The organism is Flagellimonas baculiformis (assembly GCF_033441575.1).
In the GTDB taxonomy this organism is placed as follows: Bacteria; Bacteroidota; Bacteroidia; order Flavobacteriales; family Flavobacteriaceae; genus Flagellimonas; species Flagellimonas baculiformis.
This window is the reverse complement of sequence record NZ_JAUZVW010000005.1, coordinates 78,922-103,865: the sequence shown is the minus strand read 5'-3', so window position 1 is coordinate 103,865 and position 24,944 is coordinate 78,922. Positions and strand designations below refer to the sequence as shown.

Here is a 24,944-nt window from a genome sequence, read left to right as displayed (position 1 = left end):
GCGGGAACCCCAGTGAGGTTTCCCCACGCACCATCAAAGTCATCGTTGAAATCGGTGTCGAGGTTGGGAAACTGGTTATTGACGGCGGTGGCTACCTGTGCCTCGGTTAGTTGGGTGTCATTATCAATATTGTCATCAAACCCAGCGGGAATATTAGTTATATTGGCCCAATCAGGAAAGATAGTGTTATTATTTACCTCAAGTGCTCCTGTCGTTCCGTTTTGGACAAGTCCTGTTCCCGCCACATCAACATTTATTTTATCAGCTGTCACACTATCATCAACAAGTTGGGCGGTACCTACTGAATTGTTGGCCATTTTGGTGATGTCAACAGCATTTGTGGCCAATTCCGCATTGCCAATCCCGCCATCACTTACATCCAAAGTATAGGGGTCGGTATCCGTTCCTCCTCCCGATCTGACAAGCGAACCGCCTACCGTGGCATTCAACACTTCATTTCCAATGATGCCATCCGTTTCGGTAATATTGATATCCGCTTCATTGATCAGTTCCCAAACAGTACCGTTCCATTGGAAAAGGTCGCCATCGGCACCCCCATTCTGCAAATGGGTCAGTCCTACGGATTGAGGTGCCAAGTCCTGACTGCCTACGGACCCATTCTGAATTTTCTCACCATTAATTGCAGATCGAGCAATATTTGCTCCTTTAATTATTCCTACTTCGAAGTTATAATTATTGTCTACTTGAGTGATTACCACCGTGCTATCTTTTGCCTCGGGATTGAGTGGCCTTAAGTAATCCGCCCGAGTGCTCACCGTAAAGGAGTTGTCCAGCGCTTCGCAGATGTTCACCCACTCCGTTCCGGTATAGTAATGCAGACAGTCGTGGTCGGTATTATAGACCAGGGCCCCGCGCAAAGGATTGATGAGGTTCATCTGCGCATCGCTCACCCGCGTGATCACGAGCACGCGCGAAGAACTTTCCAGTTCCAGCACGGAAGCAGGGTTCAGAGTTTCGGGATTGTCGCCGATCTTGACCTGGGCGGTCAGGGCGTTGATCATCAGTAGGGCAATGACCACATGGCTAAAGTACGTTTTCACAGTGTCAGTATTTGAGGTTTTCCTAACGTAATCCACAAAACTAACCTTATGGAGGCATTTTTTTGACATTTCCCGTCCAAATGCGAAGTTCAAGGGTGAACGGGATATTGGTTGCGGGTTGGGAGATGTGGGTTTCATGTTTGGGGTTTGCAGGCTAAGACATAAGGATGAAAATTCAAAACCCAAGTGCCAAAATCCAATAAAACATAAACCAGACAACGCTCACCTATATTTCGGCAGGCAGGAGCAACTGTCCCCTTGAGGCCTGCCTGACGGAGGTAGGGGACTTTAGGGGTGTCTGTTGTGGGTTTGGAATGGACATTTGAGGGAAGAGTGCATGGAGAAAAACTGAAACAAGAAACCATAAACCAATACCGCCAAACTGCGTACCGCCTAGTGCAATCTGCCGCCGGACCCATAGAATTAACAAAAGTTTAGAACCCCTTTACTTTTTTATATGGGCTTCATAGGTTTTCTTTAACTTGTGCTAAGGGGTGTTATTGCAAAGCGTGGCCGGCCATTTTTGGACGACTCATTTTACCGTACCTTTGATGAAAAGCATCCGTTTAGGCCCTTGAGGCATCATTCTAAAAAACAAACCATGAAAAACATCTTTTTGGCCGTCTTCACTCTATTCATCTCCACTGTGTCGCTGGCACAGCAAGATCGTCAATTGCTCCGCGGGAAGGTGCTGTACCGAAACACCAATGTGCCCAATGAGAACGTGATCAACTCCACTTCGGGCGAGGCCACCATCACCAACGATGATGGGGAGTTTGTCATTGCGGTTAAAGTGGATGACCAAGTGGTGTTCACCGCCGTGAACTATCAATTGCGAGTGGTAAAGATCACCCCGGAGATCTTGCAGAACAACCGTTTGGTGGTGGAGGTGACGGAAAAGGTGACCGAACTGGACGAAGTGGTGGTGACGCCCGAGAACCAAGAGGGCTTTCTTCGGGTGAAGAACGAGGATTTCAAGCAGTTCGATTACGAAGTGGACAGGAGCACCGAGGTGGTGAACGTTGCGGAATCGCAGACCGTGCGCGGTATGCAGGACGGACTCAATTTTGTGAACATCTTCAAGGCCCTTTTCAAATCCCGCGAAGTGGACGGGCAGGAACGGGAACCGCTCAAAGTGAGCGAGGTGCTCCGGCATGTGTATGACGATGAGTTTTTTGTGGTGGACCTGAAACTGCCACAGGACAAAATCGATGCCTTTTTGCTGTATTGCGATGACAAGATCCCTTCCCAGACCCTGCTCAAAAAAGAGAACGAGTTCCAACTGATCGATTTTCTGGTGACACAGAGCAAGGCCTATCTGGAAACCATCAATGAGGAATGAGACATTTTTTTCTTCCGTTGCTGTGCTTCACGGCCTTTTTTGCCACTGCCCAAGATGGGACCACCAGAACGTTGAACGGAAGGGTCACCAGTACCGATAAGGATGTGGTGGGCGTGGTGGTACAGAACATCAGCTCGGAACAGGCGGTGATCACCGATATGGACGGAAATTTTGCCATCCATGTGCAATTGGGCGACACGCTGGTCTTCTCGGCGGTCCATTTCCAGCGAAAAATAGTGCCCGTCACCGAAGTGCTGTACAGGACCAGTTTTGTGGAAGTGCCCATGGAAGAATTCGTCAACGAACTCAAGGAAGTGGTGGTACGGCCCTACAATCTTTCCGGGGACCTGAGCCAGGATCTGGGCAAACTGACCCTGGAAAAGGATGTGAGCGCATCTGCCTTGGGATTGCCCAACGCTGGCGTGAAGCCATTGACCCAAAGTGAACGGCTGCTTCGGGAAGCATCGTCCATGACCATGACGGCAGGAGGCGGCCTGGGCGGGGCAGGGGGCGGAATGTCGCTCAATCCCATCATCAATGCCATCACGGGACGCACCAAAATGTTGAAGAACCGGGTGAAAGTGGACAATACTTACGCCAGGACCCAACGAGTACAGGATTTTTATGTGGATTCCCTGTTTGTGACCACCTTGAAGATCCCCATGGAAAAAGTGGATGATTTTATGTATTTCTGCGAGGTGGACGAAGTGTTTCAGGAAACCGTTGACACACAGGACAAATTGAAGATATTGGATTTTATGATGAAGAAGAGCCGCGCCTACCGCAAGAACAATAATTTGGATTGAAGGTTGGGAGTCGGGAGTCGGAAAGTGCCAAGTTCAGGTTCAAGTTTCAAGTTCAAGAACTGAGAATATGGAAAATAGAGGATAGACTATAAACTATAAACTATAAACCTTTAACCCTTAGTCATTTACTCTTCACCTTTAACCCAAAACTGACTTCGAGCATCAAGCATCGAGCATCAAATTCCAATAACCCAATAACCCAGTAACCCAATAACCCAGTAACCCAATAACTCAGTAACCCTATAACTTGACAGAAAAAGATGTTTTGGCAAACTAATTGCAGATAACCCCATAAAACTGTAACATTGCCCTTAAATTAACGTCAGATATACCATGATGAAGCGGAAAATTGCAAGAATGTTGATGCTGCCTTTGGCCATGGTTCTTTTATTGTCCTTCACCGCTGCACATAAATTTTACGTGAGCGTCACCAATGTGGCCTATGCCGAGGACGATGGTGCGTTCCAGATCACCTCGCGTGTCTTTATAGACGATCTGGATGCCGTTCTGTTGGAACGCTACGGCATCAAGGCCAAATTGGCCACCCCGGACGAAGCCAAGGTAGCCGATGCCTATATTGAAAAGTATTTCAGGGCCAAGTTTGCCGTAATGTTCAATGGTGAACCCGCCCATTACAATTTTTTGGGAAAACGATACGATACCGATGTGATCATCTGTTATCTTGAAATTCCCAACGTGCAATTGTCGGACATCAAGACCATGAGCGTGCAGAACGAAGTGCTCACCGATCTCTTCGATGAACAGAAGAACGTAGTCCATGTGAAATGGAACGGGAACAAAAAGAGCTTTGTCCTGATAAAGAGCGACAGTAAAGGAATGTTAAACTTATAACGCATCCTTAACATTCGGTTAAAATGCGTTATTTTTCACCCTTATAAAATCAAATTGAAAATGAACAGAATCAAACACTACGTAGCTTCCCTACTTTTTCTTATCGGTGCCGTGGCGATGGCACAGGAGGGAGAGGCCAAAAAGGAGCGGGAGCCCGGACACTACAACCAAAGTAGGTTCAAACAATTGTACGAGGAGTTCTCCACTCCCAATACCTATCGCTCAGCTTCGGGCGCCCCAGGCCCCGACTACTACCAACAGCAGGCGGATTATGTAATGAACGTGGAACTGGACGACAAGAATGCCAAACTATATGGTGAGGAAACCATCACCTACCACAACAATTCACCGGACAACCTGGAGTTCCTTTGGGTGCAGTTGGACCAAAACGTGCGTGCCAAGGATTCCAAGTCGCCATTAAGGGACGGTAACGGCGTGAACATCGCCTATACCGCGGGCAATTTTGCCGAAACCTATATGACAGAGCCCTTTGATGGTGGTTTCAACATAGAGTGGGTGAAGGATGCCAGCGGCAAACCTTTGTCCTACACCATCAACCAGACGATGATGCGGGTAAACATTCCCCAGGCCCTAAAAAGCGGGGAGAAGATTTCCTTTTCCATCAAGTGGTGGTACAATATTCCCGATCATACCGTAAACAGGGCCCGTTCCGGATACGAGTACTTCCCCAAGGATGGTAACCGTGCCTATGTGATCGCACAGTTCTTCCCAAGAATGGCGGTCTATAGCGATGTGGAAGGATGGCAAAACCATCAGTTTTGGGGAAGCGGCGAGTTTGCCCTACCTTTTGGAAACTACGATGTGAGCATCACCGTGCCCGCAGACCACATTTTGGATGGAACCGGGGTATTGCAGAACAGGGAGGAAGTGTTCTCCAAAGAAATGATGAAGCGTTACAAAGAAGCCACCAAGTCCTATGACAAGCCGGTGATCATTGTGACCCAAGAAGAAGTGGAAGCCTTGGAAAAAGGTTTCGCCACGGACAAGAAAACTTGGAAATTCAAGGCGACCAATGTCAGGGACTATGCGTTTGCCTCTTCCAGAAAGTTCATTTGGGACATGCAGGCCGTCAAAATAGGCGGAAAGGATGTTATGGCCGTTTCCATGTACCCCAAGGAAGGAAACCCACTTTGGGAAGACATGTCCACCAAGGCTGTGGTGCAGACCTTGCAGACTTACTCAAAGCATACGTTTGATTACCCCTACCACAAAGCCATCTCCGTACATGCCAAGAACCAGGGGATGGAATATCCCATGATCTGTTGGAACTACGGACGCCCCAATGAGGACGGCACCTATTCCGATAGGGTCAAATACGGTATGATCAGTGTGATCATCCACGAGGTGGGACACAACTTCTTCCCGATGATCGTCAACTCCGATGAGCGTCAGTGGGGATGGATGGACGAAGGATTGGATACCTTTATGCAATACTTGGCAGAGCAGGAATTTGGAAAGACCTATCCGGACATTATCGCCCCGAACGGAAAATACCCATCACAAAGAGGTGAACCAGCTGCCATTGTGCCCTACATGAGCGGCGACCAGAAGTATATCTCACCCATTATGTCCAACCCGGAGAACGTGTACCAGTTGGGCCCGAATGCCTATGCCAAACCAGCTACCGCATTGAACATCTTGAGGGAGACGGTTATGGGCAAGGAACTGTTCGATCATGCCTTCAAGACCTACGCACAGCGTTGGATGTTCAAGCACCCAACTCCTGAGGATTTCTTCCGTACCATGGAAGATGCATCCGCCGTGGATTTGGATTGGTTCTGGAGAGCTTGGTTCTACACCACCGATTATGTGGACATAGGGGTCAAGGGAGTCAAAAAATACTACGTGAGCAACAAGCCCACCAAGGAAATGGAGAAGTACATGGCCGATAGGAACCTTACCGAGGCCGACCTTCCCCCATTGGTATATTTGGCGGAAGAGGACAGTGAGGACTACATGCCGGAGCTCAAAGGAAAATCCCCAACGGAGACTTCGCAAAACCTCAAGGAATTTATGATGGACAACATGACCGAGGCCGAAAGGTCACAGGTGAAGGAGCCCAAATATTTCTATGAGATCACTTTTGACAAGCCGGGAGGAGTTCCCATGCCATTGATCGTGGAATATACCTATGCCGATGGCAGCAAGGAAAATGTGACCTATCCGCCAGAAATCTGGAGAAAGAACGATGCCGAGGTCAAAAGGGTCATTTCTTCACAGAAGGAATTGGTAGGTATTGTGGTCGATCCCAAATTGGAAACCGCCGATATCGATACCACCAACAACGCTTGGCCACAGAAGGATGAAAAATCGGACTTTGATAAGTTCAAGGACAGTATCAAAGGAGAAAAATAAAAACCGTTGTGGATTTTGACTGAAATTTGTCAGTTCGAGTGGTTTTTCGATAGAAAAATTGTACCTGCCTGGCGGCAGGCAGGTCGAGAACCAGAATTTCAAGTCCAAAACAGATTAGCTTCGCTGAATCTTTGATTTCTCGATACAAAATTCCTCTGGAATTTCACTCGAATTGACAGGTTTGGCATAAGAAGATCCCAAAACAACAACGGATTAGAAATATTTAACTAAGAAGAGCCCCGTGATTTCACGGGGCTTTTTTATTTTCCTGCCAAGTTCTGATTATATTTGTTGTATGTATTTTCTATTCATAAGCGGCGCAGAGATTTTTTTCATCCTATTTATAGTGGTGATGGTCTTTGGTGCCGATAAGATTCCCGGTATCGCCAAGGGACTTGGCAAAGGGATGCGACAATTGCGGGATGCTACCGATGACATCAAACGGGAAATCCAAAAAAGTGCCGAAAAACAGGGCATCGATACGGATTTTACCAAAGAGATCCGCAATGAACTCAACGAGGTGAAGAAAAATGTGGATGAAGTCACAGGCTCGGTAAAAAGAAGCACCAAATAATCCATGCTTGAAAAATTGCTCCAATGGGATCGGGATACATTTATCTATCTCAATAGTTTGGGCATTGAAAGATATGATGGTTTTTGGTCCACTGTGACCCATATTGCCACATGGATTCCCCTTTTTGTTCTTTTTGTGGTGCTACTATATGTGAAATTCCCCAAAAAGGAAGCTCATTACAAACTCCTGACGGTTCTAGGATTGGTCATCTTCGTGACCGCCATCACCCATTGGACCAAAATTTCTGTGGCGCGATTGCGGCCCAACAACACCGAAGAGATCAATACCCTGATCCGCATACTGAAAAGCCCGACCGACTACAGTTTTTTCTCAGGGCACGCCTCCAGTTCCTTTTCCATCACCATGTTGGTGTACCTTTTTTTGCGGACAAAATTGAAATGGGCCATCCTTTTCTTCATTTGGCCCCTGCTTTTTGCCATGAGCCGCATCTACGTCGGTGTCCATTTTCCCATTGACATCATTGTGGGAATGGTCGTGGGCATCTTGTCAGGCGTCTTGTTCCATTGGATTTACAGGCGTTTTATAGCACCCGGCTCAATGTCAGTCCATCCCTGATGGGCAATAGTACCGTTTCCACCCTTGGGTCATCCTTGAGTTTTTGGTTATAGGCCAGAAGGGCGGCCGTGGCCTTATCGGATTTTTCAAGGGGTTCCACCACTTTGCCGGACCATAACACATTGTCGGATAGAATAACACTGCCCGGCCTTGTTTTTTGGATCACAGCCTCAAAATAGGCATCGTAGTTTACTTTCTGCGCATCAATGAAGACCAAATCAAAGGTCTGTTCCAACTGTGGCACCACGCTCAGCGCATCGCCCGTATGCTGGATGATCTGTGAACCATACCCACTCCGATCAAAATAGTTACGCTGGATCTGGTGGAGTTCTTCGTTCACCTCAATAGTGTGCAATTGCCCTCCTTTTTGCAATCCTTCGGCCAAGCAGAGAGCTGAATATCCCGTGTAGGTCCCGATTTCCAAAATGTATTTCGGGGCGATGATCTTGGACAGCATACTGAGTACCCTTCCCTGAAAATGTCCCGTGATCATCCGGGGCTGTACCACTTTCAGGTGGGTTTCGCGGGTCAGTTCCCGCAACAGTTCGGGTTCCGGTTCCGAATGGTCGGCAATATAACTTTCCAACAAAGGGGAGAGGAAATGCATGGTCAAGTTTTCGCAAAAATAGGGAAAAGAAGTACATTCGATATGGATTCACGAATTTGGAAAATGATGTCAAAAACAATACAGATAAGAAAAGCCGAAAGGGAAGACCTGCCCACCTTGCTGCAATTTGAACAGGAGATCATCAAGGCGGAACGCCCCTTCGATGTCACCATCAAAGAAGGTCCGGTAAGCTATTATGACCTAGGGCAGATGGTGGAAGATGCGAATGCCTATGTAGTTGTGGCCGAAGCTGACGGAAAGCTCGTGGCATCCGGCTATGCCATCCCCAAGAAAGCAAGACATTACTTGGACCACGAGTGGTATGCCTACTTGGGGTTCATGTACACCGATCCGGAATATCGTGGTTTGGGCATCAACGCCAAAATTGTGGATGAACTGAAGCAGTGGTCGGAACAAAAAGGGTTCAAGGAAATACGGTTGACCGTGTACAGCGATAACCTTCCAGCCATCAGGGCCTATGAAAAAGCAGGGTTTAAAAAGCATATCATCGAAATGCGGTTGGAGTGATTTTCTGGGGGCGGGATTTAATTCCACAAATCGTATTTTTGAAGCAAACCAAAAGCACATGACATTCCAAAACACACTGGAATTTGCACAACAGCTCGACGCTGCCGATACGCTATCCAAATACAGACAAGAGTTCCACTATCCGCAGGTGAATGGCCGGGATGTCATCTATTTCACCGGAAATTCCCTCGGTTTGCAGCCCAAGCGCACCCAAGCGTATGTGGACGAGGTGATGAAGGATTGGAGGGAACTGGCCGTGGAGGGGCATTTTTATGCCGAAAAACCGTGGTGGGACTATCATGAGCGATTGGCGGAAGGATTGGCGAAAGTGGTGGGCGCACAGCCCAAAGAAATTTCGGTGATGAACACCCTCACCGTGAACCTGCACCTTTTGATGGTTTCTTTCTACAGACCAACCGCAAAGCGGTTCAAGATCCTCTGTGAGGAAAAGGCTTTTCCGTCGGACCAGTACATGTTGCAAAGCCAGGCCCGTTTTCACGGATGGGACCCAAAGGAAGCCATCGTTGAGGTGAAAAAAAGGGAAGGGGAACATGCTTGGCGAACGGAGGACATCATTGCAAAGATCAATGAGGTGGGCGATGAGCTTGCCTTGGTGCTGATGGGCGGGGTGAATTATTATAACGGGCAAGTGCTGGACATGCAGGCCATCACCGCAGCTGGAAAAGCCGTTGGGGCCTTGGTGGGCTGGGATTTGGCCCATGCCGTAGGAAACGTGAAGCTACAGCTGCACGATTGGGGCGCAGACTTTGCCGCTTGGTGCAGCTACAAATACATGAACAGCGGTCCTGGGAATGCCTCGGGTATTTTTGTCCATGAACGACATTTGGAAAAGGAAGATATCCCTCGTTTTGAGGGATGGTGGGGGAACAAAAAAGAGACCCGTTTCTTGATGAAGCCCGAGTTCGACCCCATTGCTTCTGCCGATGCCTGGCAGTTGAGCAATCCGCCTATCCTTTCATTGGCCCCTTATTTGGCCTCTTTGGAACTGTTCGATGAGGTGGGGATAGATGCCTTGATCGAAAAACAACGGACCATTGTGGCCTATCTGGAATTTATTCTCCATGAGATAGACAAACAGGTGGACAGCACTTTTGAGATCATCACCCCAGCGGAGCGGGGCTGCCAGCTCTCCGTGTTTTTGCACGGTGAGGGTAGGGCGCTGTTTGAGTATTTGATGGAGCAAGGGGTGATCACCGATTGGCGGGAACCCAATGTGATACGCTTGGCTCCGGCCCCCTTCTATTGCTCGTATGAAGATATGTACCGCTTTGGACAGATCTTGAAACAAGGCATACAGAACAAATAGCATTGACCACTCTTTATATGAACCCAACCAACCGCTCAACCTTATGAAGTCCCTCAAATTGATTCTGTCCAACCCAAGGTATTTTGGAACGGCATGGGTTTTTACCAGTATCAATATTTGGTTTGGTACCTGGGCCATATATATTCCCACCGTAAAAGAGAAGTTGGGCATCGATAAGGCAGATCTGGGCATTGCACTGTTTTGTCTGTCCCTCGGCGTGTTCACCATTATTCCAGTGGCATCCAAGCTCATCAACAAAATTGGAGTGGGCAGGGCTTCGTGGTTTGGTGTCGTAGGGGTCACTGCTACCGCCATGCTGCCGCTCATGGCCCCCAATTATTACTTGTTGATGGCAGCACTGTACCTATTTGGCGCGGGCAATGGTTTTATCGATATTGCTATAAACACCTTGGTCACGGAGATTGAAAAAGAGGACAAACAAAATTTCATGTCGGCGGCCCACGGCTTTTTCAGTCTGGGTGGTATTTTGGTGGGGTTGGGCAGTTTCCTCATCCCTGTTATTGGTAGTCCTGTGCTTCACATGGGCATTACGGTGGTGTTGGTGTTTATCCTCAATCTCTATTTTAGAAAACACTACATCCACATTGTTGCCGCTCCTGTGGAAAAGGAGCCATTTAGCCTCAAACTTTTTAAGCCTTTGCTGCTGTTGGGCATCATAGGTTTTGTTTCTTTCGGTAGCGAAGGTGCCATCATCGACTGGAGCGGGCTTTACCTTAAAGAAATGACCATGGCCCCCGAAATGCTGATCGGTGCAGGGTTCTTGGCGTTTTCCACGACCATGACGTTGGGCCGATTTCTTGGTGATGGGATCAGCGCTAAAATTGGTCCTATTAAAATTGTGGGGTTAGGTGCCTTTATCGCCGCTTTGGGCTATTTGTTGGTACTCACACAGCACACCACATTGTCCATCATTGGTTTTGCTTTTAATGGTCTTGGGTTTTCGGTCATTGTTCCCGAATTGTTCCGGATAGGCGGGAATGTAAAAGGAGTGGACTCTTCCCAAGGGGTTGCCTTCATTGCAGGGTCGGGTTATATTGGTTTTTTGCTGGGGCCCGTCATTTTGGGGTTCATTGCAGAAAGTGCTTCGTTGAAGTATAGCTTTATGCTGTTGTTGGGTATGGCCCTGTTGGTTATGGGGATCACTTTTTTTCTCGGTAAGAAGCGGAAATGAAAAATTGCTTGTTTGCAATTTGGTGAAAAAGACCTTGCCTATTGTTAATGACACTTTTCCTTTAATTTAGGTAATGCTTTTTGTATTTGTGCATGATGGAAATAATTGCAACTTTAGCTTCATCCAGTTCTTCTTTACTATATGTACTATATGTTTCCATCAATGTTGGTTAATTTGACAGAGCTTTTATCGCTTCCGATTTTGATATGGTAAAATTGATATGTTTCCCTTTGTTGCTCTCAAAAATAAAGTCATTTAAACTCTTGCTTTCAAATTTTGAAAAATCCCCAACAATGGCCAAAGGCATTCCATATTGTGCGAACTTTTGAAGTATTTCACCTGCAATTTTCGTTTTTAAATCAAAAAAGCCAGGAACTATATTTTTCTCGTACAGGATGATTTTGTCAAACCCTTGGTAATATAGATTCCCGAAAATTTCCAATCCGTCTTCAGGTGTTTTTAAAATGATTTCGTCCGAAATGATTTCGCCTATTTTTATGCTATTTATGGTATGGGTTTCAATTTTCATTTCAATCTTTTGAATTGATTAATTTTGGGCCAATTTTTTGATGCTGTTCAGAGTCCGCTATCAATATTTCCATCAGTTCTTTCATTTGTAATCCACATCCGTTTTTTAGATCGCAAGAACCGAATGGGACTATCATGAGGATCAAAAATTCATATTTGTTCCTATTCTTTAAACTTTTCTTTTCTGAATTTCGACAACGGATTGGATAACAATTCGCTTATATGGATGCAAAGAACACCGATATATACTCAAAATGGAGTATAAAAGATGTAATGCCCCATACTTGTGTTCTTACTCCTTTTTTACCGTCAAGCCCGTAAAATACAGCTTGGTGTTGCCCTCGGGCCTGTTGTATTGCTGTGCGAGTTTCAGCCCGCCTACCTCAGTATAATCCTCCCAAGTGGCGGCCAACGAAGGCTCTTCTTGGTTGGACTTGCGATAGACCCATTCCCGGATGATATGGTCGTCCTTGAAATAAAGATCATAGGCATCGCCAGGGGTATAGCCGCCCTCGTTCTTGTACACAATGGTGAGTTTTTGCATCTGCTCCCCACTGATGGGGGCCTTTGCATCCGCTGAGTGCTCAAACGTATAGCTCTTGGAGTCCCACATCAGGTTGAAGGGTGCCAACAGCCAGTACCGATCGTTGATGAACCCGCTGTTGGTCTTGTAGGCAATGGAATCCATGTTCCCTTTGTTGTACACCAAGGTGTCCGTTCCGGAAATGGCGGTCACTTCGTTCAGTTTGGGTCTCCAGGCCCAGCTGCGCTCAAAGTGCATGGAATCCCTGTCCACGTTGAAGGTAAAGGTGATCTCCTTCACCGATTTCCAATTTTGGTAACCATGCGCATCCGCCACCAGTTCGGGGACGGTTTTTTCAGGTGCTGCGGTCTCTTCCGTTTTTTTGGTCTCTGTTTTGCAGCCCATCAAAAGGATCAGGGAGCACATTCCAACGAGGTAAACAGTCTTCATATCTGGTTTTTAACCAAATATACCTGAAATTCCCCTATTTTTGCGCCCCTTTTTGAGGGACACCAAAAAATAAATCGAGCCAGGAGTGACTTTTCTGAGAAAACTGTTTCTAATCGTTATAAGTAACCCCGACAAAACGTTTTTGGAAGCAGAAGACCTTTATGCCCATCTGTCGGATGAGGAATTAGTGGAACAGATTGTTGCGAGCAATGACCCTCTATTGTTCGAGAAGTTGTATGACCGCTACGCCAAGATGGTGTACAACAAATGCTATGGATTTGCAAAATCCGATGACGAAGCCGAGGATTTGACCCAGGACGTTTTTCTGCAGCTTTTCATTAAATTGCGGACGTTCAAGGGGAAATCCAAGTTCTCCACTTGGCTGTATTCTTTTACGTATAACTTTTGTGTAAACTACATCAATCGGAACAAGCAACGGAAAATACGTGATAAATCCGTTCTTGTCGAAGAGACCGAATATAAGCTTACGGAAGATGTGCCCGATGAGAGCTTGTACGAAATGAAGGCGGACAGGCTCAAAAAGGCCCTGGAAATGATCTCTGCCGAGGATAAGTCCCTATTGCTGTTGAAATACCAGGATGGGGCCAGCATCAAAGACCTTGTTGACTTGATGGACATTGGCGAGAGTGCCGTGAAAATGCGGTTGAAAAGGGCAAAGGAAAGATTATTGGAAATCTACAATACCCAGGAATAGATGGCAACGCAACACAACAATCCGTTCAAAGAGCTGGAGGCCTCACTCAGGGAGGCCCCGCCCGGTATGAAAAAGAAGGTCATGAACGACATAGCGGCCGCAAAGCTGATCATGGACATGGCCTCTTTGTTTTCCATCAATTTGGGAAGCGCCCTGCGCAAACTCTTCAGGACCCTGGGAGATAACTGAACACCTAACAACTACACTATATAAATAAACAACAACTATGGAAACAATCAACAATTGGAAGAACATCACCTTTGATTCCCTTTCGACCATGGGAAGGGAAGTGGCAATGGTATTTCCCAAGATCATCGGGGCCATTGTGATCATGCTCTTGGGGTGGCTGGTCATCAAGATCGCCCTGTTCGTGTTGGGAAGGGTCTTGAAATTGGCCAAAGTGGACCTCCTCAACGATAAGATAAACACTATGGGCCTGAACAACAGGGGTGATTTTAAGATAGATGTGGCCAAGATTGTCCTGGGATTCGTCAAATGGCTCCTGATCTTGGTATTTTTGATCGTTGCAGCGGATATTCTCAACTGGCAGATCATTTCAGTGGAAATTGGAAACCTGTTGCATTACCTGCCCCGTTTCTTCAGTGCCCTTGCCCTGTTGATGATCGGGTTCTACATCGGCAACTTCGTCAAGAATACCGTGAAGCGATTGTTCGATTCCTTGGAGTTTGGCGGGTCCAATCTGGTGAGCAACCTGTTGTTCTACATCATCGTCATCTTTATGTCCGTTACCGCACTCAACCAAGCGGGGGTGGACACGACCATCATCACCAACAACATCACCATGATCATGGGGTCCTTCCTTTTGGCCTTCGCGCTGGGAGTGGGACTCGGTTCCAGGGAAATCATTGCGGACATCCTTCGGTCCTTCTACACCCGAAAAACCTTTGCGGTAGGCGACACCATTGTGATCGGGGGCGATGAGGGCACCATAGAATCCATTGACAACAATAGCCTTACCTTGGTCACCCAAAGGGGCAAGTTTGTGATCCCGATAAAGGATGTGGTGTCCCAAAAAGTGGAGATACGCTCCTAAACCGACCATTGTGCCAAAGCAGTGGCATGATTTCCTTGGAATTTGATTATTTTTGGACTTCACAACAATAAAAAAATGAGTTCAAAAAAAGGAAAGGTTCAGGAATTGATCCAAGAGAAGTTGCTCGATGAGCGCAAGATATTTTTATGGGGCCAAGTGGACGATGATTCTGCCAAGCACGTCATAGACCGTTTGCTCTATTTGGATCTTCAGAATCATAAGGAGATCCAGTTGATCATCAACAGCCCAGGAGGTTATGTGACCTCGGGCTTTGCCATTTATGACACCATCAAGCAGATCAAAAGCCCGGTTTCCACCGTGTGTAGTGGACTGGCGGCCTCCATGGGGTCCATTCTTTTGTCCGTGGGCGAAAAGGGGAGAAGGTTCATCCAGCCCCATGCGCGCGTAATGATCCACCAGCCCAGTGGCGGTGCAAGGGGGCAAGCTTCCAATATAGAGATACAGGCCAAGGAAATTGTAAAGACCAAGGAATTGGGGGCCCGTATCTTGGCGGAAAACTGTGGACAGACATTCGAAAAGGTCATGAAGGATTTTGACCGTGATTACTGGATGGGCGCCGAAGAATCCGTGGAGTATGGCATCGTGGATGGAATCTTGAAATAAAGACCCTATACCCTAAAAGGGAAAAAGTCCTTCGCAAATTTTTGAGAAGGACTTTTTTCATATATATGGACGCCGAAGCGGGATATTTGTAGTATTTACGACCCAATGGGCACCAAAGGATTTTGAGGGACTGTTAAAATAAATTTAAAACCTGTCCGGATCTGTCATGACCTCAATGGCACGTGCCTGCAACTGTTCCATTTCATTTTTGGTTTTTTTGTCCAACAAGCTGAACATCATCGACATTCTTGGATTGTTTTCAAGGAGAGGGCGTTTTTCCTTTAGGAAATTCCAATATAGCGCATTGAACGGGCAGGCCTTTTCACCGGACCGGGCACTGTGCTTGTAAAAACAGTCCGTGCAATAATTGCTCATTTTATGGATATAATTGGCACTGCTCACATAAGGTTTTGTGGCCAATAGCCCACCATCTGCAAATTGGCTCATGCCCCGTGTGTTGGTGATTTCCACCCATTCGATGGCATCAATGTAAACGCCAAGGTACCATTGGTCCACCGCATCGGGATGGGTTTGGGTCAACAGGGCATAATTCCCAAGGATCATCAACCGTTGAATATGATGGGCATAGGCGTGGTCCAGACTTTGGGTGATGGCATTCTTGAGGCAGTTCATCTTGGTGTTCCCTGTCCAAAAAAAATCGGGTAGGGGATTATGGTTGTCCAGTTTGTTGTATTGGGCATAGTTGGGCATCTCTTTCCAATAAACCCCTCGCATGTATTCCCGCCAGCCTATGATCTGTCTGATAAACCCCTCCACTTGGGAAATGTGTATGTCTTTTTGATGGGCCCGATAATGTTCCAGAACGGTGTCCACCACTTCTTTTGGGGACAACATTTTACTGTTCATGGCGAACGAAAGCCGGGAGTGGAACAGGAATTTCTCGGCTGTGTGCATCGCATCCTGATAATCCCCAAAATTCTCCAGAAGATGGGTGCAAAAATAATCCAGCAGTTGAAGGCTTTCCTTTCGGGTGACCGGCCAATTAAAACTTTCAGGATCAATGTTCCCGAACGTTTTTACCCCGGCCTTTTCCAATTCCGCGACCAAGGCCCCGACATTTCTTGAAAAAGTCATCTCACTGGGAATCTTTGGATGACCGGTCCACTTTTTTCGGTTGTGCTGGTCAAAGTTCCATTGGCCGCCCTCAGGTTGTCCATTCACCATCATAATGTCGTGTTTCTTCCGCATCATACGGTAGAAGCCTTCCATGAGCAACTGTTTCTTTCCGAAGAAATCACCCAGTTCGCCCCGTGTAGTATAAAAATGCTCGGTAGCGTAGGTCGCTGTAGGTATGGAAAGGGAATCACCTATTTCTTTCAACTGTTTGTCCAAGCGGTATTCATCCGGTAGTTGGTACTCCAATTTTTTGATTGCGTTCTCCGAAACGTAACGGTCTATCAGGACACCCAGATCCTGTGGATTGTCCGTGTCGCCAATTTTGAGATACGCTACGGTATGTCCACTGTCCTTCAGGGTTTCTGCAAAGGAGCGCATGGCCAAAAAGAAACCGACCACCTTTTGGATATGGTGTTTCACATAATCCGTCTCTTGCCGCATCTCTGCCATGAGATATACCACATCCTTATCAACTTTTTTGAACCAACTGTGTTCACTGTTCAGTTGGTCACCCAATAGCAATCGTAGTGTTTTCATTCTTCAAATAGTGAGGGTTGCAACCACAGCTTGCGAAAGCTACGGTCTGGATCGTACAAGGTGGCCTGTCGTTCGGTATTGAAGGTCCGGTCCCTGGGGTCGTTGCCCACGCCGCTGTTGTACATCCAATTGCCCCAATTGTTGTGCACATCATAGTCTATCAGCAGGGACTCAAAATAGGAGGCGCCTATTCTCCAATCTTGTTGTACATGTTTGGCCCAATAACTGGCCACATTTTGTCTGCCCCTGTTGCTCATCCATCCAGTGTGTTTCAATTCCAGCATATGGGCATTGACAAAATCATCGCTTGTTCTGCCATTGATCCAACTGTCCTTTGTTTTTTCATCATTTCCCCATTCATATGCAACTTCCCGGATACCGCCAAGTTTGAAAATCCGGTTTCCATGTTTCAAGGATATATATTTAAAATAGTCCCGCCAGAGGAGTTCAAAAACAAGCCAATAGGTACTTGCGTTCTTTTCCACCTCTTTTTCATAATGTTGCACTTCCCAATAAATGGTACGTGCAGATATACTGCCATTTGCGAGCCATGCGGACAATTTGGAGCTGTAATCGGTACCAATGAGACCGTTGCGTGTTTTTTTGTATGAGGAGAGTTTTTTGGTCTCCCAGAAATAGTGGTCCAAACGCGCCAAGGCAGATTCTTCGCCACCGCTGAAAGGAAAGGCCGAACGCCTATCTTTTTTGAAACTCGGGACTCCCAAATCGGCCAAAGTTGGGATAGAGGTGTTGGTTTCCATACGATTGCCGGGGGGCATGCTGGCAGGTCTTGCCGAAACTGGGCGCACCTTGGCGAGTCTTTCACATTTTTTCCGAAAATCGGTAAAGATTGCTGGAATATGTTCAAAGTCAGAAAAAGGAACGTCATCGGGATGGTACAGGAATTGATCAAAAATTTCGATGAACGAAATCGCTTTATCGACCTTGTTTTTAACAGCGGTGATGGTCTGTGCCTCTTCAAACGTCCATTCTGCCTGTATGAAAATAGTGTCGATATGGTACTTTTCCACCAATTCAGGAATTTTGTCCTCCGGCCTGCAAAAAAAGGTGAGCAATGATATGTTGATGTTCTCTAGGTTTCTCTTCAACTGCTCCACCGTTTCCAAAAGAAATTGGGCGCGAAACGGGCCTGTTTTTCTAAAACCGAATGCTCCAATTTCGTAATGCCTGGGATCGAAAAAATAGACAGCCATCAATTTTTGGCCATTCATGGCATGCTTGAGCACCTGATTGTCCCGTACCCTCAGGTTATTGCCAAACCAAATAAGGTTGTTTGTCATGGATCATGTGTTTCTTCGGCATCGCTCACTGCAATATTTCACCGATTCCCAATTGAGTTCCCATTTCTTTCTCCAGGCAAAAGGTCTTTTGCAGACGGGGCAGATTTTTTGGGGAAGATGAGATTTCTTGTGCGGCACGATATTATTTTGTTTAATAAAAATACAAAAAAATTAAACATTTTAACGACTTTTTCCTTGGGCCCCATCAAGAAACCATATGATCTCCAAATTCCCTATTTTTGCATCTTAATCAGAATTGGCCCAGTTGGGCATTTATGGCACAGACTCCCAAAAATATAGCCATCATCGGTTCCGGATTGGTGGGTTCGCTCTTGGCAATTTATCTTCGAAAAAAAGGACACACAGTTACGGTTTTTGACAGAAGGCCCGACATCAGGACCATTAAATTTTCCGGTCGATCCATCAACCTGGCCATGAGCAACAGGGGATGGCGCTCCCTCGAAAAAGTAGGTCTTGAGGCAAAGATCAAGGAAATAGCCATTCCTTTGGACAAGCGTGCTATGCACGTGAACGACAAACCGGTCTATTTTCAAAAATATGGAAAGGAAGGGGAGGCCATTTGGTCCATTTCCCGGGGTATCCTGAACAAGCGAATGATCGATTTGGCGGAAGAGGAAGGTACCGAGTTCCGCTTCAATGAAAAAGTATGGGACATTGACCTTCCCACGGCACGATTATACACCGGCGAAACCGAAAAAGGGGAGTGGAAGGAATATCAATACGATCTCGTGTTCGGGTGCGATGGAGCATTCTCAAGGGTCAGGCACAAGATGCAACGACAGAGCAGGTTCGATTATTCTCAAGATTTTATAGATGTGGGCTATAAGGAGCTTACCATTCCGGCCAATGAGGACGGCACCCACAAATTGGACAAAAACTCCTTTCACATATGGCCAAGGGGCCAGTTCATGCTCATCGCCATGCCCAATGTGGATGGCAGTTTCACCTGTACGCTCTTTTTGCCTTTTGAAGGGAAAGTGTCTTTCGAGAGCATTGCTACGGAAGATGATGCCCGTGCATTTTTCAAGGAATATTTCCCCAATGTGCAAAAGGTTATCGAGGACCTGACCAAGGATTTTTTCAACAACCCCACCAGTGCCATGGTCACCATGAAGTGCTATCCATGGACCTATTGGAACAAAGTGGCACTGGTCGGCGATTCCGCCCATGCCATAGTGCCTTTTTACGGACAGGGCATGAATGCGGGTTTTGAGGACATTTATATGCTCGACAAATTGATGGATGCCCACGGGGACGATTGGGATACCATTTTTTCGACCTATCAAAAAGAGCGCAAGCCGAACGCAGATGCCATTGCGGAGCTCAGTTACAGAAATTTTGTGGAGATGAGCAGTAAAACGGCCGACCCCAAGTTTCTATTACAAAAAAAGATAGAGAAACATTTTGCGGCAAAACATCCCGAAAAGTGGATTCCGGTCTATAGCAGGGTCACATTTTCTGAAAGACCGTATGCGGAGGCATTGGCCATTGGGGACCAGCAGGAAAAGATCATGAAAGAAGTGATGCGAATGCCCCATATTGAAGAAAAATGGGATTCCCAAGAAGTAGAGGACAGGATATTGGAGCTGTTGGGGGAGGAATAAAACAAATATAAACCAACAAAAAAGCCACCCTTTGGGTGGCTTTTTTGTTATCTGGTGGAATGCAATCAGAACTTAGCGAAAAGCTCTTGCATTTTTTCCTGTTCTTCCTCGGCCAAAAGTGGATCTACCAAAATCCTACCACTGTGCTCATCGGTGATGATCTTCTTGCGGGAAGCGATCTCTACCTGCACCTGTGGTGGGATGGTGAAGAAGGAACCTCCTGAGGCCCCACGCTCCACGGCAACCACGGCAAGACCGTTTTTCACATTGTGACGGATTCTTTTGTAGGCTTGCACCAATCTGTCCTCGATCTTGTCCTCGAATTCTTCGGATTTCTTCAACAGGGCTTTTTCCTCTTTTTCGGTCTCGGCCAAAATAGCGTCCAATTCCCCTTTTTTATGCTTTAGGTGTCCCTCACGCTCGGTCAGTTTGTCCTTGGTCTGCGCAATCACCTCTTTTTTCTGCTCAATCTGCGCCTTGAACTCCTTGATGTTCTTTTCGGCCAATTGGATTTCCAGTTCTTGGAACTCTACCTCCTTGGTCAACGAATTGAACTCACGGCTGTTCCTGACGTTCTTTTGCTGTTCGTTGTATTTTTTGATGAGTGTCTTGGACTCATCGATAAGGTTTTTCTTGGCAGTGATCTCAAAATTGATGGTCTCAAGATCGGTCTTCAACTTGTCCAATCTGGTCTTGAGGCCATGGACCTCATCTTCCAAATCCTGTACTTCCAAAGGCAGTTCGCCCCTAATGTTGCGTATTTCATCAACCCTGGAATCGATAAGCTGCAAATCGTACAGAGCTCTCAATTTTTCCTCCACGGTGCTTTCTTTCTTGTTCGCCATATAATTTATAGATACTTGATGGGATTCGTAATACTCTCTGATAAAGCGACTGCAAAATTAGGAATTTTTTTTGTAAGATGATCAACCAATAAATCTTTTGTAAACTGCTCAGTTTCAAAGTGCCCAATATCGGCGATGACGATTTGGTCCTCCGCCTCAAAAAACTGGTGGTATTTAATGTCCGCGGTAATGAAAACATTGGCCCCGGAACGCTTGGCCGCAGCTATAGCAAAGGCACCGCTCCCCCCCAAAACGGCCACCTTCCTGACCTTTTTGCCCAATAAACGGGAGTGTCTCACCACAGCTGCCCCCATCCGCTCTTTGACCATGAGCAAAAAGTCCCTTTCGTCCATGTCATGTCCCAAAGTCCCTACCATGCCCATGCCCATGTCCTGGTTGGTGTTTTCCAAAGTGACCACTTCGTGTGCCACTTCTTCATAGGGATGGGCCTCAAAAAGGGCTTCCAGTATTTTATTTTCCTTTTCAAAGGTATAGATCACATTGATCTGCGTTTCCTTTTCAAAATGTACCTCCCCGATTTTTCCAACGGTCGGGTTGGCGTTGTTCCCCGCTTTGAAACTTCCTGTGCCCTCAAGGCTGTAACTGCAGTTGCTGTACTTGCCGATTTCGCCTGCCCCAACGGCAAAAAGTGCATTTTTTACCTTTTCGGCATCCTTCAAGGGGGCGTAGGTGGTCAGCTTTTTGATGGCACCTTTTCGGGGGATAAGGATCTTTGGATTCTTGATGTTCAATACGTCACAGATTTTCGCATTCACGCCCATGATGCTGTTGTCCAGGGCGGTGTGCATGCTGTAGATGGCAATATTGTGGGCAATGGCCTTCATCACCACCCGCTCCACATAGGTGCTTCCTGTAAGTTTTTTTAGCCCTCCGAAGATGATGGGATGGAAGCTCACGATCATGTTGTATTTTTTCTCAATGGCTTCGTCCACTACGTTTTCGAGGGTGTCCAAAGTCACCAAAACGCCCTCAACGTGCATGTTCGGGTTGCCTACCAATAGTCCCACGTTGTCAAAATCCTCGGCATGTGCCAAGGGAGCGAGCTCTTCGAGTATTTTTGTGATGTCCTGTACGGTCATTTTAAAATTCTTAAAGGCCTAAAGATAAAATATTATATTTTCGTTCAATGCAGCAATTGCTCCGTAAAATAGCATTCCCGTTTTCACTGATTTATGCCTTGGTGGTCCACCTAAGAAATGCACTCTATGATGTGGGGGTCTTTACCTCTGTTTCCTATGGAACACCCACCATTTGTGTGGGCAACCTGAGCGTTGGGGGGACGGGAAAGACGCCCATGACGGAATATCTGATCCGCATGTTGCAAGACCATCGGGTGGCCGTGCTGAGCAGGGGATACAAACGGCAGTCCAAAGGATTTGTATTGGCCACTCCCCACACTGGGGTCCTGGAGCTTGGGGACGAACCCTATCAATTGAAAGAGAAGTTCCCGAACGTGGCCGTAGCTGTGGATGCGGACAGGCGAAACGGCATTGCCCAACTGGAGGAGTTCGTAAGGCCCGAAGTGATCATCTTGGACGATGCCTTCCAGCACAGAAGGGTAAAACCCTCATTTTCCATTCTCCTTACCATGTACAATATGCTATATGTGGATGATTGGTACTTGCCCACTGGAAATTTGAGGGACAGTAAGAAGGAAGCCCGAAGGGCGGATGTCATTATTGTGACCAAGTGTCCGGCCCATCTTTCCCATACCGATCGTGAGCGGGTGGTGAAGAGGTTAAGGGCCAACCCCGACCAACAAATACTGTTTGCTACTTTGGAATATCATAACGAAGTGACCGATGGTGGACAACGAAAGATGGGATTGTTGGAGCTAAGGGGAAAACAGGTGGCCCTGGTCACTGGGATAGCATCACCGGAACCCCTTGTGAATCATTTGGATTCATTGGGCATCCAGTTCGAGCATTTTGAATTTGGGGACCACCACCATTTTACCGACAAGGAGGTCGAACAGTTCAAAAGCCATGAAGTGGTTTTGACCACTGAAAAGGATTTTGTGCGACTGGAAGGCCGATTGAAAAACCTTTTTTATGTGCGGATAACCCACAGTTTTGATGCCGACGATAAGGACACACTGGAAAAAATGATAAGAAAACTGGTCTAGATCTCGCCTATGGAGCCTTGCATCCTTTTTTTGAAGATGTTTTCCCCAATTTTTTGATAGAAGACCTCAGGCTTGAAGGGCTTGGTCACCACATCGTTGCAGCCAGCTTGGTAAAAACTTTCGAGACTATCGTCCAATGAAATGGCAGTGAGGGCGATGATGGGGATGTCCTGATCGAACTTCCGGATCTGTCTTGTAGCTTCTTCCCCACTGATCCCGGGCATGTGTATATCCATTAAAATGGCATCATAGGTATTGTTCTTGGCCAAATCGATGGCTTCGTTACCATTGTTGGCAATATCGCAGCTGATCTCTTTCTTGTTGAGCATCTTTTTGGTGATGACCTGGTTGATCTTGTTGTCCTCCACGACCAGAACATGCAACCCACTAAAATCAAATTCTTCCGGATTCAACTCAAAGGAAAGTTCATCCAGGGCCTTGCTGTCACATTTTAGATCCATTTCAAAAAAGAAGGAACTGCCGTGCCCCAACTCACTTTCCAAATGGATGGTACTGCCAAATAGGCCCAAAAGACTCTTTACGATGGTAAGGCCCAGACCAGTTCCCCCATACTCGCGGTTGATCTGGATAGATCCCTGTTCAAAACTGTCAAAAATATGCTGTTGCTGTTCATCGGAAATCCCGATGCCGTTGTCCCTTACTTCAAAATAGAGTTTCACTTGGTCCTCTTCCTTTCGGAGGAGTTTTGCTATGACCTCCACTTTTCCATTTTTGGTGAACTTTAGGGCATTGCCCACCAAGTTCATGAATATCTGGGAAAGTTTTATGGGGTCGCCAAGAAGATGCGTTGGTATGTTGGGGTCATAATCCAAGATCAACTTGGTCTTTTTCTCGTTGGCATTCTGTTGAAGGGAGTCCACGACATCCGTGAGCACTTTGTTCAGTTTGAATTCTATGCTCAGAGGCTCCAACTTGTCGGCATCGATCTTGTTGATCTGCAGGATATCATTGATGAAGTTCAACAGGTATTCCCCGGAGAATTTCAACGATTTCAAATGTTCTTTTTGGTGTTCCGAAGGATTTTCCTCCAAGAGCAGGTGGGTGAGCCCGGTGACGGCATAGAGCGGTGTTCGGAGCTCGTGGGTCACAGTGGACAAGAAATTTGTTTTGGCCTCCATGGCGGAAACAGCGGCATCCCGGGCCAGCTCCAGTTCCTTGTTCTTGGTGTACAGAAGATCGTTTGTCTTCAATTTGATCTGGTTGTTCCTAAAAAGGGACACGGCCAATAGGGAAATGATGGTTAAAAATGCCGAAGTCAATATGGCGGTGATCTCAGATCGGTTCTTGGATTCGCTCAGTTCCTCATTTTTGGCCTGTAGTTTGTTCAGCTCGGTCATTTGGTGCTCAAACCGGATCTTGTCGGCGGTAGCAATATCCAATTTGGCCTTTTCAATGTTGAAAATGGAATCCTTGATGCGTTCCAGCTTCTTGGTGTAGAAGAGTGATTCATCATAGCGACCCATTTTTTCATAAATGTTGGACAATTGTTCGTAGGCATTCTTCACCTCTTTGGAAAAGCCATGTTTTTCTGCCAGTTCCAAGGTGGCCTTGGAGTGGATGATGCCTTCTTCCAGATCATTGAGGATGATGCTGATCGCGGCCAATTGTAGGTTGGCCTTGGTGGCAAGGTAGGCCCGTTCCTTGTCGTCTGAGTTAACGATCAACGCATTCAGGTTTTTGATGGCGTTCTCGTAATTGGTGATGTTGGTGTAGATGTACGCCTCCAAAAGAAGGATGTTGTTGCCGAGGTTCCTGTTGTTGCTGAGTTTTTTGGATTCTTCCAATAATTTCAACGACTGGAAATTGTTGCCTTCATCAAAACGGAGGGCAGCATCCAAATAGAGGTGGAAGGCCTGTCCGTAGGAATAGGAAATGTCCCGCAGGAGAATGTTGGCCCTGTCCCAATAAAAAAGGGCGGTTTCCCTATCTCCTTCCTCAAGGTAGAGTCGGGCATATTGGTGATAGACATCGAGCAGTAATTTCGCATCTTCGTTGCTTTCCGCAATGTTTGCGGCCTCATCAAGGGTTTGGAGCGCTTTGTCCACCTTGTTCTGGTGCCTGTAGTCCATGAAGTTGTCAAAAATAGACTGGATCTTACTGGTGGAACTGGCATCGTTTTGGCCAAAAGAAGCTTGTGTGCATATCCAAATGCACAAGATAAGCAGCGTTTTCACGCCCATCCCTTTGTGTAGCAAGC

Annotated in this window: 25 protein-coding genes; 15 read left to right on the top strand and 10 right to left on the bottom strand. The window is 46.7% G+C overall.

Annotated features, from left to right (window positions below):
- The coding region (locus SD450_RS09085) for a hypothetical protein (protein ID WP_404828237.1) at positions 1-1,061 on the bottom strand (1,061 nt) is incomplete at its 3' end.
- Positions 1,062-1,662: 601 nt separating this feature from the next.
- Between SD450_RS09085 and SD450_RS09080 the strand changes: the two genes are divergently transcribed.
- The 6 genes from SD450_RS09080 to SD450_RS09055 all read left to right on the top strand — a co-directional run bounded on the left by SD450_RS09080 (position 1,663) and on the right by SD450_RS09055 (position 7,587).
- Positions 1,663-2,403, top strand: a complete 741-nt coding sequence (locus SD450_RS09080; RefSeq protein WP_318344252.1) for a carboxypeptidase-like regulatory domain-containing protein — start codon at positions 1,663-1,665, stop codon at positions 2,401-2,403.
- Positions 2,400-3,209: a hypothetical protein gene (locus SD450_RS09075; RefSeq protein WP_318344251.1), complete on the top strand. Its 810-nt coding sequence runs from the start codon at positions 2,400-2,402 to the stop codon at positions 3,207-3,209. The genes SD450_RS09080 and SD450_RS09075 overlap by 4 nt, the downstream gene beginning before the upstream one ends.
- Positions 3,210-3,542: 333 nt before the next feature.
- Positions 3,543-4,061, top strand: coding sequence for a DUF6702 family protein (locus tag SD450_RS09070; RefSeq protein ID WP_318344250.1), 519 nt, complete (start codon positions 3,543-3,545; stop codon positions 4,059-4,061).
- A 60-nt stretch (positions 4,062-4,121) separates the two neighbouring features.
- Positions 4,122-6,437 carry a M1 family metallopeptidase gene (locus SD450_RS09065; protein ID WP_318344249.1) on the top strand — a complete coding sequence of 772 codons (2,316 nt, stop codon included), beginning with the start codon at positions 4,122-4,124 and terminating at the stop codon, positions 6,435-6,437.
- Between the two features lie 295 nt (positions 6,438-6,732).
- Entirely contained in the window at positions 6,733-7,011 is a 279-nt protein-coding gene (locus tag SD450_RS09060) for a Sec-independent protein translocase subunit TatA/TatB (protein WP_318344248.1), read from the top strand.
- Positions 7,012-7,014: 3 nt separating this feature from the next.
- On the top strand, positions 7,015-7,587 hold the full coding sequence (locus tag SD450_RS09055) for a phosphatase PAP2 family protein (RefSeq protein ID WP_318344247.1): 573 nt from the start codon (positions 7,015-7,017) through the stop codon (positions 7,585-7,587).
- Here SD450_RS09055 and SD450_RS09050 read toward each other — a convergent pair.
- Positions 7,553-8,194 (bottom strand): O-methyltransferase, encoded by a 642-nt coding sequence (locus SD450_RS09050; RefSeq protein ID WP_318344246.1) that lies wholly within the window; start codon positions 8,192-8,194, stop codon positions 7,553-7,555. The two genes, SD450_RS09055 and SD450_RS09050, sit on opposite strands and share 35 nt — an antisense overlap.
- A 63-nt stretch (positions 8,195-8,257) precedes the next feature.
- Here SD450_RS09050 and SD450_RS09045 point away from each other — a divergent pair, with 63 nt between their 5' ends.
- The 3 genes from SD450_RS09045 to SD450_RS09035 are packed head-to-tail and all read left to right on the top strand — an operon-like array spanning position 8,258 to position 11,241.
- Positions 8,258-8,722 carry a GNAT family N-acetyltransferase gene (locus tag SD450_RS09045; protein ID WP_318344245.1) on the top strand — a complete coding sequence of 155 codons (465 nt, stop codon included), beginning with the start codon at positions 8,258-8,260 and terminating at the stop codon, positions 8,720-8,722.
- Positions 8,723-8,780: 58 nt separating this feature from the next.
- A complete protein-coding gene (gene kynU / locus SD450_RS09040) occupies positions 8,781-10,049 on the top strand; it encodes a kynureninase (protein ID WP_318344244.1) in 1,269 nt (422 codons plus the stop codon).
- Positions 10,050-10,092: 43 nt separating this feature from the next.
- On the top strand, positions 10,093-11,241 hold the full coding sequence (locus SD450_RS09035; RefSeq protein WP_318344243.1) for an MFS transporter: 1,149 nt from the start codon (positions 10,093-10,095) through the stop codon (positions 11,239-11,241).
- 169 nt (positions 11,242-11,410) lie between these two features.
- Here SD450_RS09035 and SD450_RS09030 read toward each other — a convergent pair whose 3' ends face one another.
- Both SD450_RS09030 and SD450_RS09025 read right to left on the bottom strand, forming a co-directional pair.
- Entirely contained in the window at positions 11,411-11,770 is a 360-nt protein-coding gene (locus SD450_RS09030) for a DUF4180 domain-containing protein (RefSeq protein ID WP_318344242.1), read from the bottom strand.
- Between the two features lie 291 nt (positions 11,771-12,061).
- Positions 12,062-12,742 (bottom strand): hypothetical protein, encoded by a 681-nt coding sequence (locus tag SD450_RS09025; protein WP_318344241.1) that lies wholly within the window; start codon positions 12,740-12,742, stop codon positions 12,062-12,064.
- Between the two features lie 142 nt (positions 12,743-12,884).
- Between SD450_RS09025 and SD450_RS09020 the strand changes: the two genes are divergently transcribed.
- From SD450_RS09020 to SD450_RS09005, 4 genes are all read left to right on the top strand, one after another.
- Positions 12,885-13,457 carry an RNA polymerase sigma factor gene (locus SD450_RS09020; protein ID WP_318344240.1) on the top strand — a complete coding sequence of 191 codons (573 nt, stop codon included), beginning with the start codon at positions 12,885-12,887 and terminating at the stop codon, positions 13,455-13,457.
- Positions 13,458-13,646, top strand: coding sequence for a hypothetical protein (locus SD450_RS09015; RefSeq protein WP_318344239.1), 189 nt, complete (start codon positions 13,458-13,460; stop codon positions 13,644-13,646).
- Between the two features lie 37 nt (positions 13,647-13,683).
- Positions 13,684-14,511 (top strand): mechanosensitive ion channel family protein, encoded by an 828-nt coding sequence (locus SD450_RS09010; RefSeq protein ID WP_318344238.1) that lies wholly within the window; start codon positions 13,684-13,686, stop codon positions 14,509-14,511.
- A gap of 75 nt (positions 14,512-14,586) precedes the next feature.
- Complete coding sequence (locus SD450_RS09005; protein WP_318344237.1) at positions 14,587-15,135, top strand: ClpP family protease; 549 nt, start codon at positions 14,587-14,589, stop codon at positions 15,133-15,135.
- Positions 15,136-15,279: 144 nt separating this feature from the next.
- Here SD450_RS09005 and SD450_RS09000 read toward each other — a convergent pair whose 3' ends face one another.
- Genes SD450_RS09000 through SD450_RS08990 form a run of 3 tightly spaced genes read right to left on the bottom strand, consistent with a single transcriptional unit; the run spans position 15,280 to position 18,248 of the window.
- On the bottom strand, positions 15,280-16,809 hold the full coding sequence (locus SD450_RS09000) for a cryptochrome/photolyase family protein (RefSeq protein WP_318344236.1): 1,530 nt from the start codon (positions 16,807-16,809) through the stop codon (positions 15,280-15,282).
- The gene (locus tag SD450_RS08995) at positions 16,806-18,110 is read right to left on the bottom strand and encodes a DASH family cryptochrome (RefSeq protein WP_318344235.1); all 1,305 of its coding nucleotides are present in this window, start codon (positions 18,108-18,110) and stop codon (positions 16,806-16,808) included. Before SD450_RS08995 ends, SD450_RS09000 begins: the two co-directional genes overlap by 4 nt.
- A gap of 3 nt (positions 18,111-18,113) precedes the next feature.
- Complete coding sequence (locus tag SD450_RS08990; RefSeq protein WP_318344234.1) at positions 18,114-18,248, bottom strand: DUF2256 domain-containing protein; 135 nt, start codon at positions 18,246-18,248, stop codon at positions 18,114-18,116.
- A 137-nt stretch (positions 18,249-18,385) separates the two neighbouring features.
- Here SD450_RS08990 and SD450_RS08985 point away from each other — a divergent pair, with 137 nt between their 5' ends.
- A complete protein-coding gene (locus tag SD450_RS08985; RefSeq protein WP_318344233.1) occupies positions 18,386-19,735 on the top strand; it encodes an FAD-dependent oxidoreductase in 1,350 nt (449 codons plus the stop codon).
- A gap of 65 nt (positions 19,736-19,800) precedes the next feature.
- Here SD450_RS08985 and SD450_RS08980 read toward each other — a convergent pair whose 3' ends face one another.
- Complete coding sequence (locus SD450_RS08980) at positions 19,801-20,580, bottom strand: zinc ribbon domain-containing protein (RefSeq protein ID WP_318344232.1); 780 nt, start codon at positions 20,578-20,580, stop codon at positions 19,801-19,803.
- A 5-nt stretch (positions 20,581-20,585) separates the two neighbouring features.
- Entirely contained in the window at positions 20,586-21,680 is a 1,095-nt protein-coding gene (locus SD450_RS08975; RefSeq protein WP_318344231.1) for a Nif3-like dinuclear metal center hexameric protein, read from the bottom strand.
- 47 nt (positions 21,681-21,727) lie between these two features.
- Here SD450_RS08975 and lpxK point away from each other — a divergent pair, with 47 nt between their 5' ends.
- Positions 21,728-22,726, top strand: a complete 999-nt coding sequence (gene lpxK / locus SD450_RS08970) for a tetraacyldisaccharide 4'-kinase (protein WP_318344230.1) — start codon at positions 21,728-21,730, stop codon at positions 22,724-22,726.
- Here the strand turns inward: lpxK and SD450_RS08965 are convergent.
- A complete protein-coding gene (locus SD450_RS08965; RefSeq protein ID WP_318344317.1) occupies positions 22,723-24,927 on the bottom strand; it encodes a tetratricopeptide repeat-containing hybrid sensor histidine kinase/response regulator in 2,205 nt (734 codons plus the stop codon). The two genes, lpxK and SD450_RS08965, sit on opposite strands and share 4 nt — an antisense overlap.
- Positions 24,928-24,944 lie beyond the last annotated feature (17 nt).

Excerpts from the sequence above, each read along its gene's own strand:
- SD450_RS09050 (WP_318344246.1), bottom strand. The coding sequence starts at position 8,194 with ATGCATTTCCTCTCCCCTTTGTTGGAAAGTTATATTGCCGACCATTCG.
- SD450_RS09060 (WP_318344248.1), top strand. The coding sequence starts at position 6,733 with ATGTATTTTCTATTCATAAGCGGCGCAGAGATTTTTTTCATCCTATTT.
- lpxK (WP_318344230.1), top strand. The coding sequence starts at position 21,728 with ATGCAGCAATTGCTCCGTAAAATAGCATTCCCGTTTTCACTGATTTAT.
- SD450_RS09010 (WP_318344238.1), top strand. The coding sequence starts at position 13,684 with ATGGAAACAATCAACAATTGGAAGAACATCACCTTTGATTCCCTTTCG.
- SD450_RS08965 (WP_318344317.1), bottom strand. The coding sequence starts at position 24,927 with ATGGGCGTGAAAACGCTGCTTATCTTGTGCATTTGGATATGCACACAA.
- SD450_RS09000 (WP_318344236.1), bottom strand. The coding sequence starts at position 16,809 with ATGAAAACACTACGATTGCTATTGGGTGACCAACTGAACAGTGAACAC.
- kynU (WP_318344244.1), top strand. The coding sequence starts at position 8,781 with ATGACATTCCAAAACACACTGGAATTTGCACAACAGCTCGACGCTGCC.
- SD450_RS09070 (WP_318344250.1), top strand. The coding sequence starts at position 3,543 with ATGATGAAGCGGAAAATTGCAAGAATGTTGATGCTGCCTTTGGCCATG.
- SD450_RS09055 (WP_318344247.1), top strand. The coding sequence starts at position 7,015 with ATGCTTGAAAAATTGCTCCAATGGGATCGGGATACATTTATCTATCTC.
- SD450_RS08995 (WP_318344235.1), bottom strand. The coding sequence starts at position 18,110 with ATGACAAACAACCTTATTTGGTTTGGCAATAACCTGAGGGTACGGGAC.
- SD450_RS09065 (WP_318344249.1), top strand. The coding sequence starts at position 4,122 with ATGAACAGAATCAAACACTACGTAGCTTCCCTACTTTTTCTTATCGGT.
- SD450_RS09080 (WP_318344252.1), top strand. The coding sequence starts at position 1,663 with ATGAAAAACATCTTTTTGGCCGTCTTCACTCTATTCATCTCCACTGTG.
- SD450_RS09015 (WP_318344239.1), top strand. The coding sequence starts at position 13,458 with ATGGCAACGCAACACAACAATCCGTTCAAAGAGCTGGAGGCCTCACTC.
- SD450_RS09035 (WP_318344243.1), top strand. The coding sequence starts at position 10,093 with ATGAAGTCCCTCAAATTGATTCTGTCCAACCCAAGGTATTTTGGAACG.
- SD450_RS09030 (WP_318344242.1), bottom strand. The coding sequence starts at position 11,770 with ATGAAAATTGAAACCCATACCATAAATAGCATAAAAATAGGCGAAATC.
- SD450_RS08975 (WP_318344231.1), bottom strand. The coding sequence starts at position 21,680 with ATGACCGTACAGGACATCACAAAAATACTCGAAGAGCTCGCTCCCTTG.
- SD450_RS08980 (WP_318344232.1), bottom strand. The coding sequence starts at position 20,580 with ATGGCGAACAAGAAAGAAAGCACCGTGGAGGAAAAATTGAGAGCTCTG.
- SD450_RS08985 (WP_318344233.1), top strand. The coding sequence starts at position 18,386 with ATGGCACAGACTCCCAAAAATATAGCCATCATCGGTTCCGGATTGGTG.
- SD450_RS09005 (WP_318344237.1), top strand. The coding sequence starts at position 14,587 with ATGAGTTCAAAAAAAGGAAAGGTTCAGGAATTGATCCAAGAGAAGTTG.
- SD450_RS09075 (WP_318344251.1), top strand. The coding sequence starts at position 2,400 with ATGAGACATTTTTTTCTTCCGTTGCTGTGCTTCACGGCCTTTTTTGCC.
- SD450_RS09045 (WP_318344245.1), top strand. The coding sequence starts at position 8,258 with ATGATGTCAAAAACAATACAGATAAGAAAAGCCGAAAGGGAAGACCTG.
- SD450_RS09025 (WP_318344241.1), bottom strand. The coding sequence starts at position 12,742 with ATGAAGACTGTTTACCTCGTTGGAATGTGCTCCCTGATCCTTTTGATG.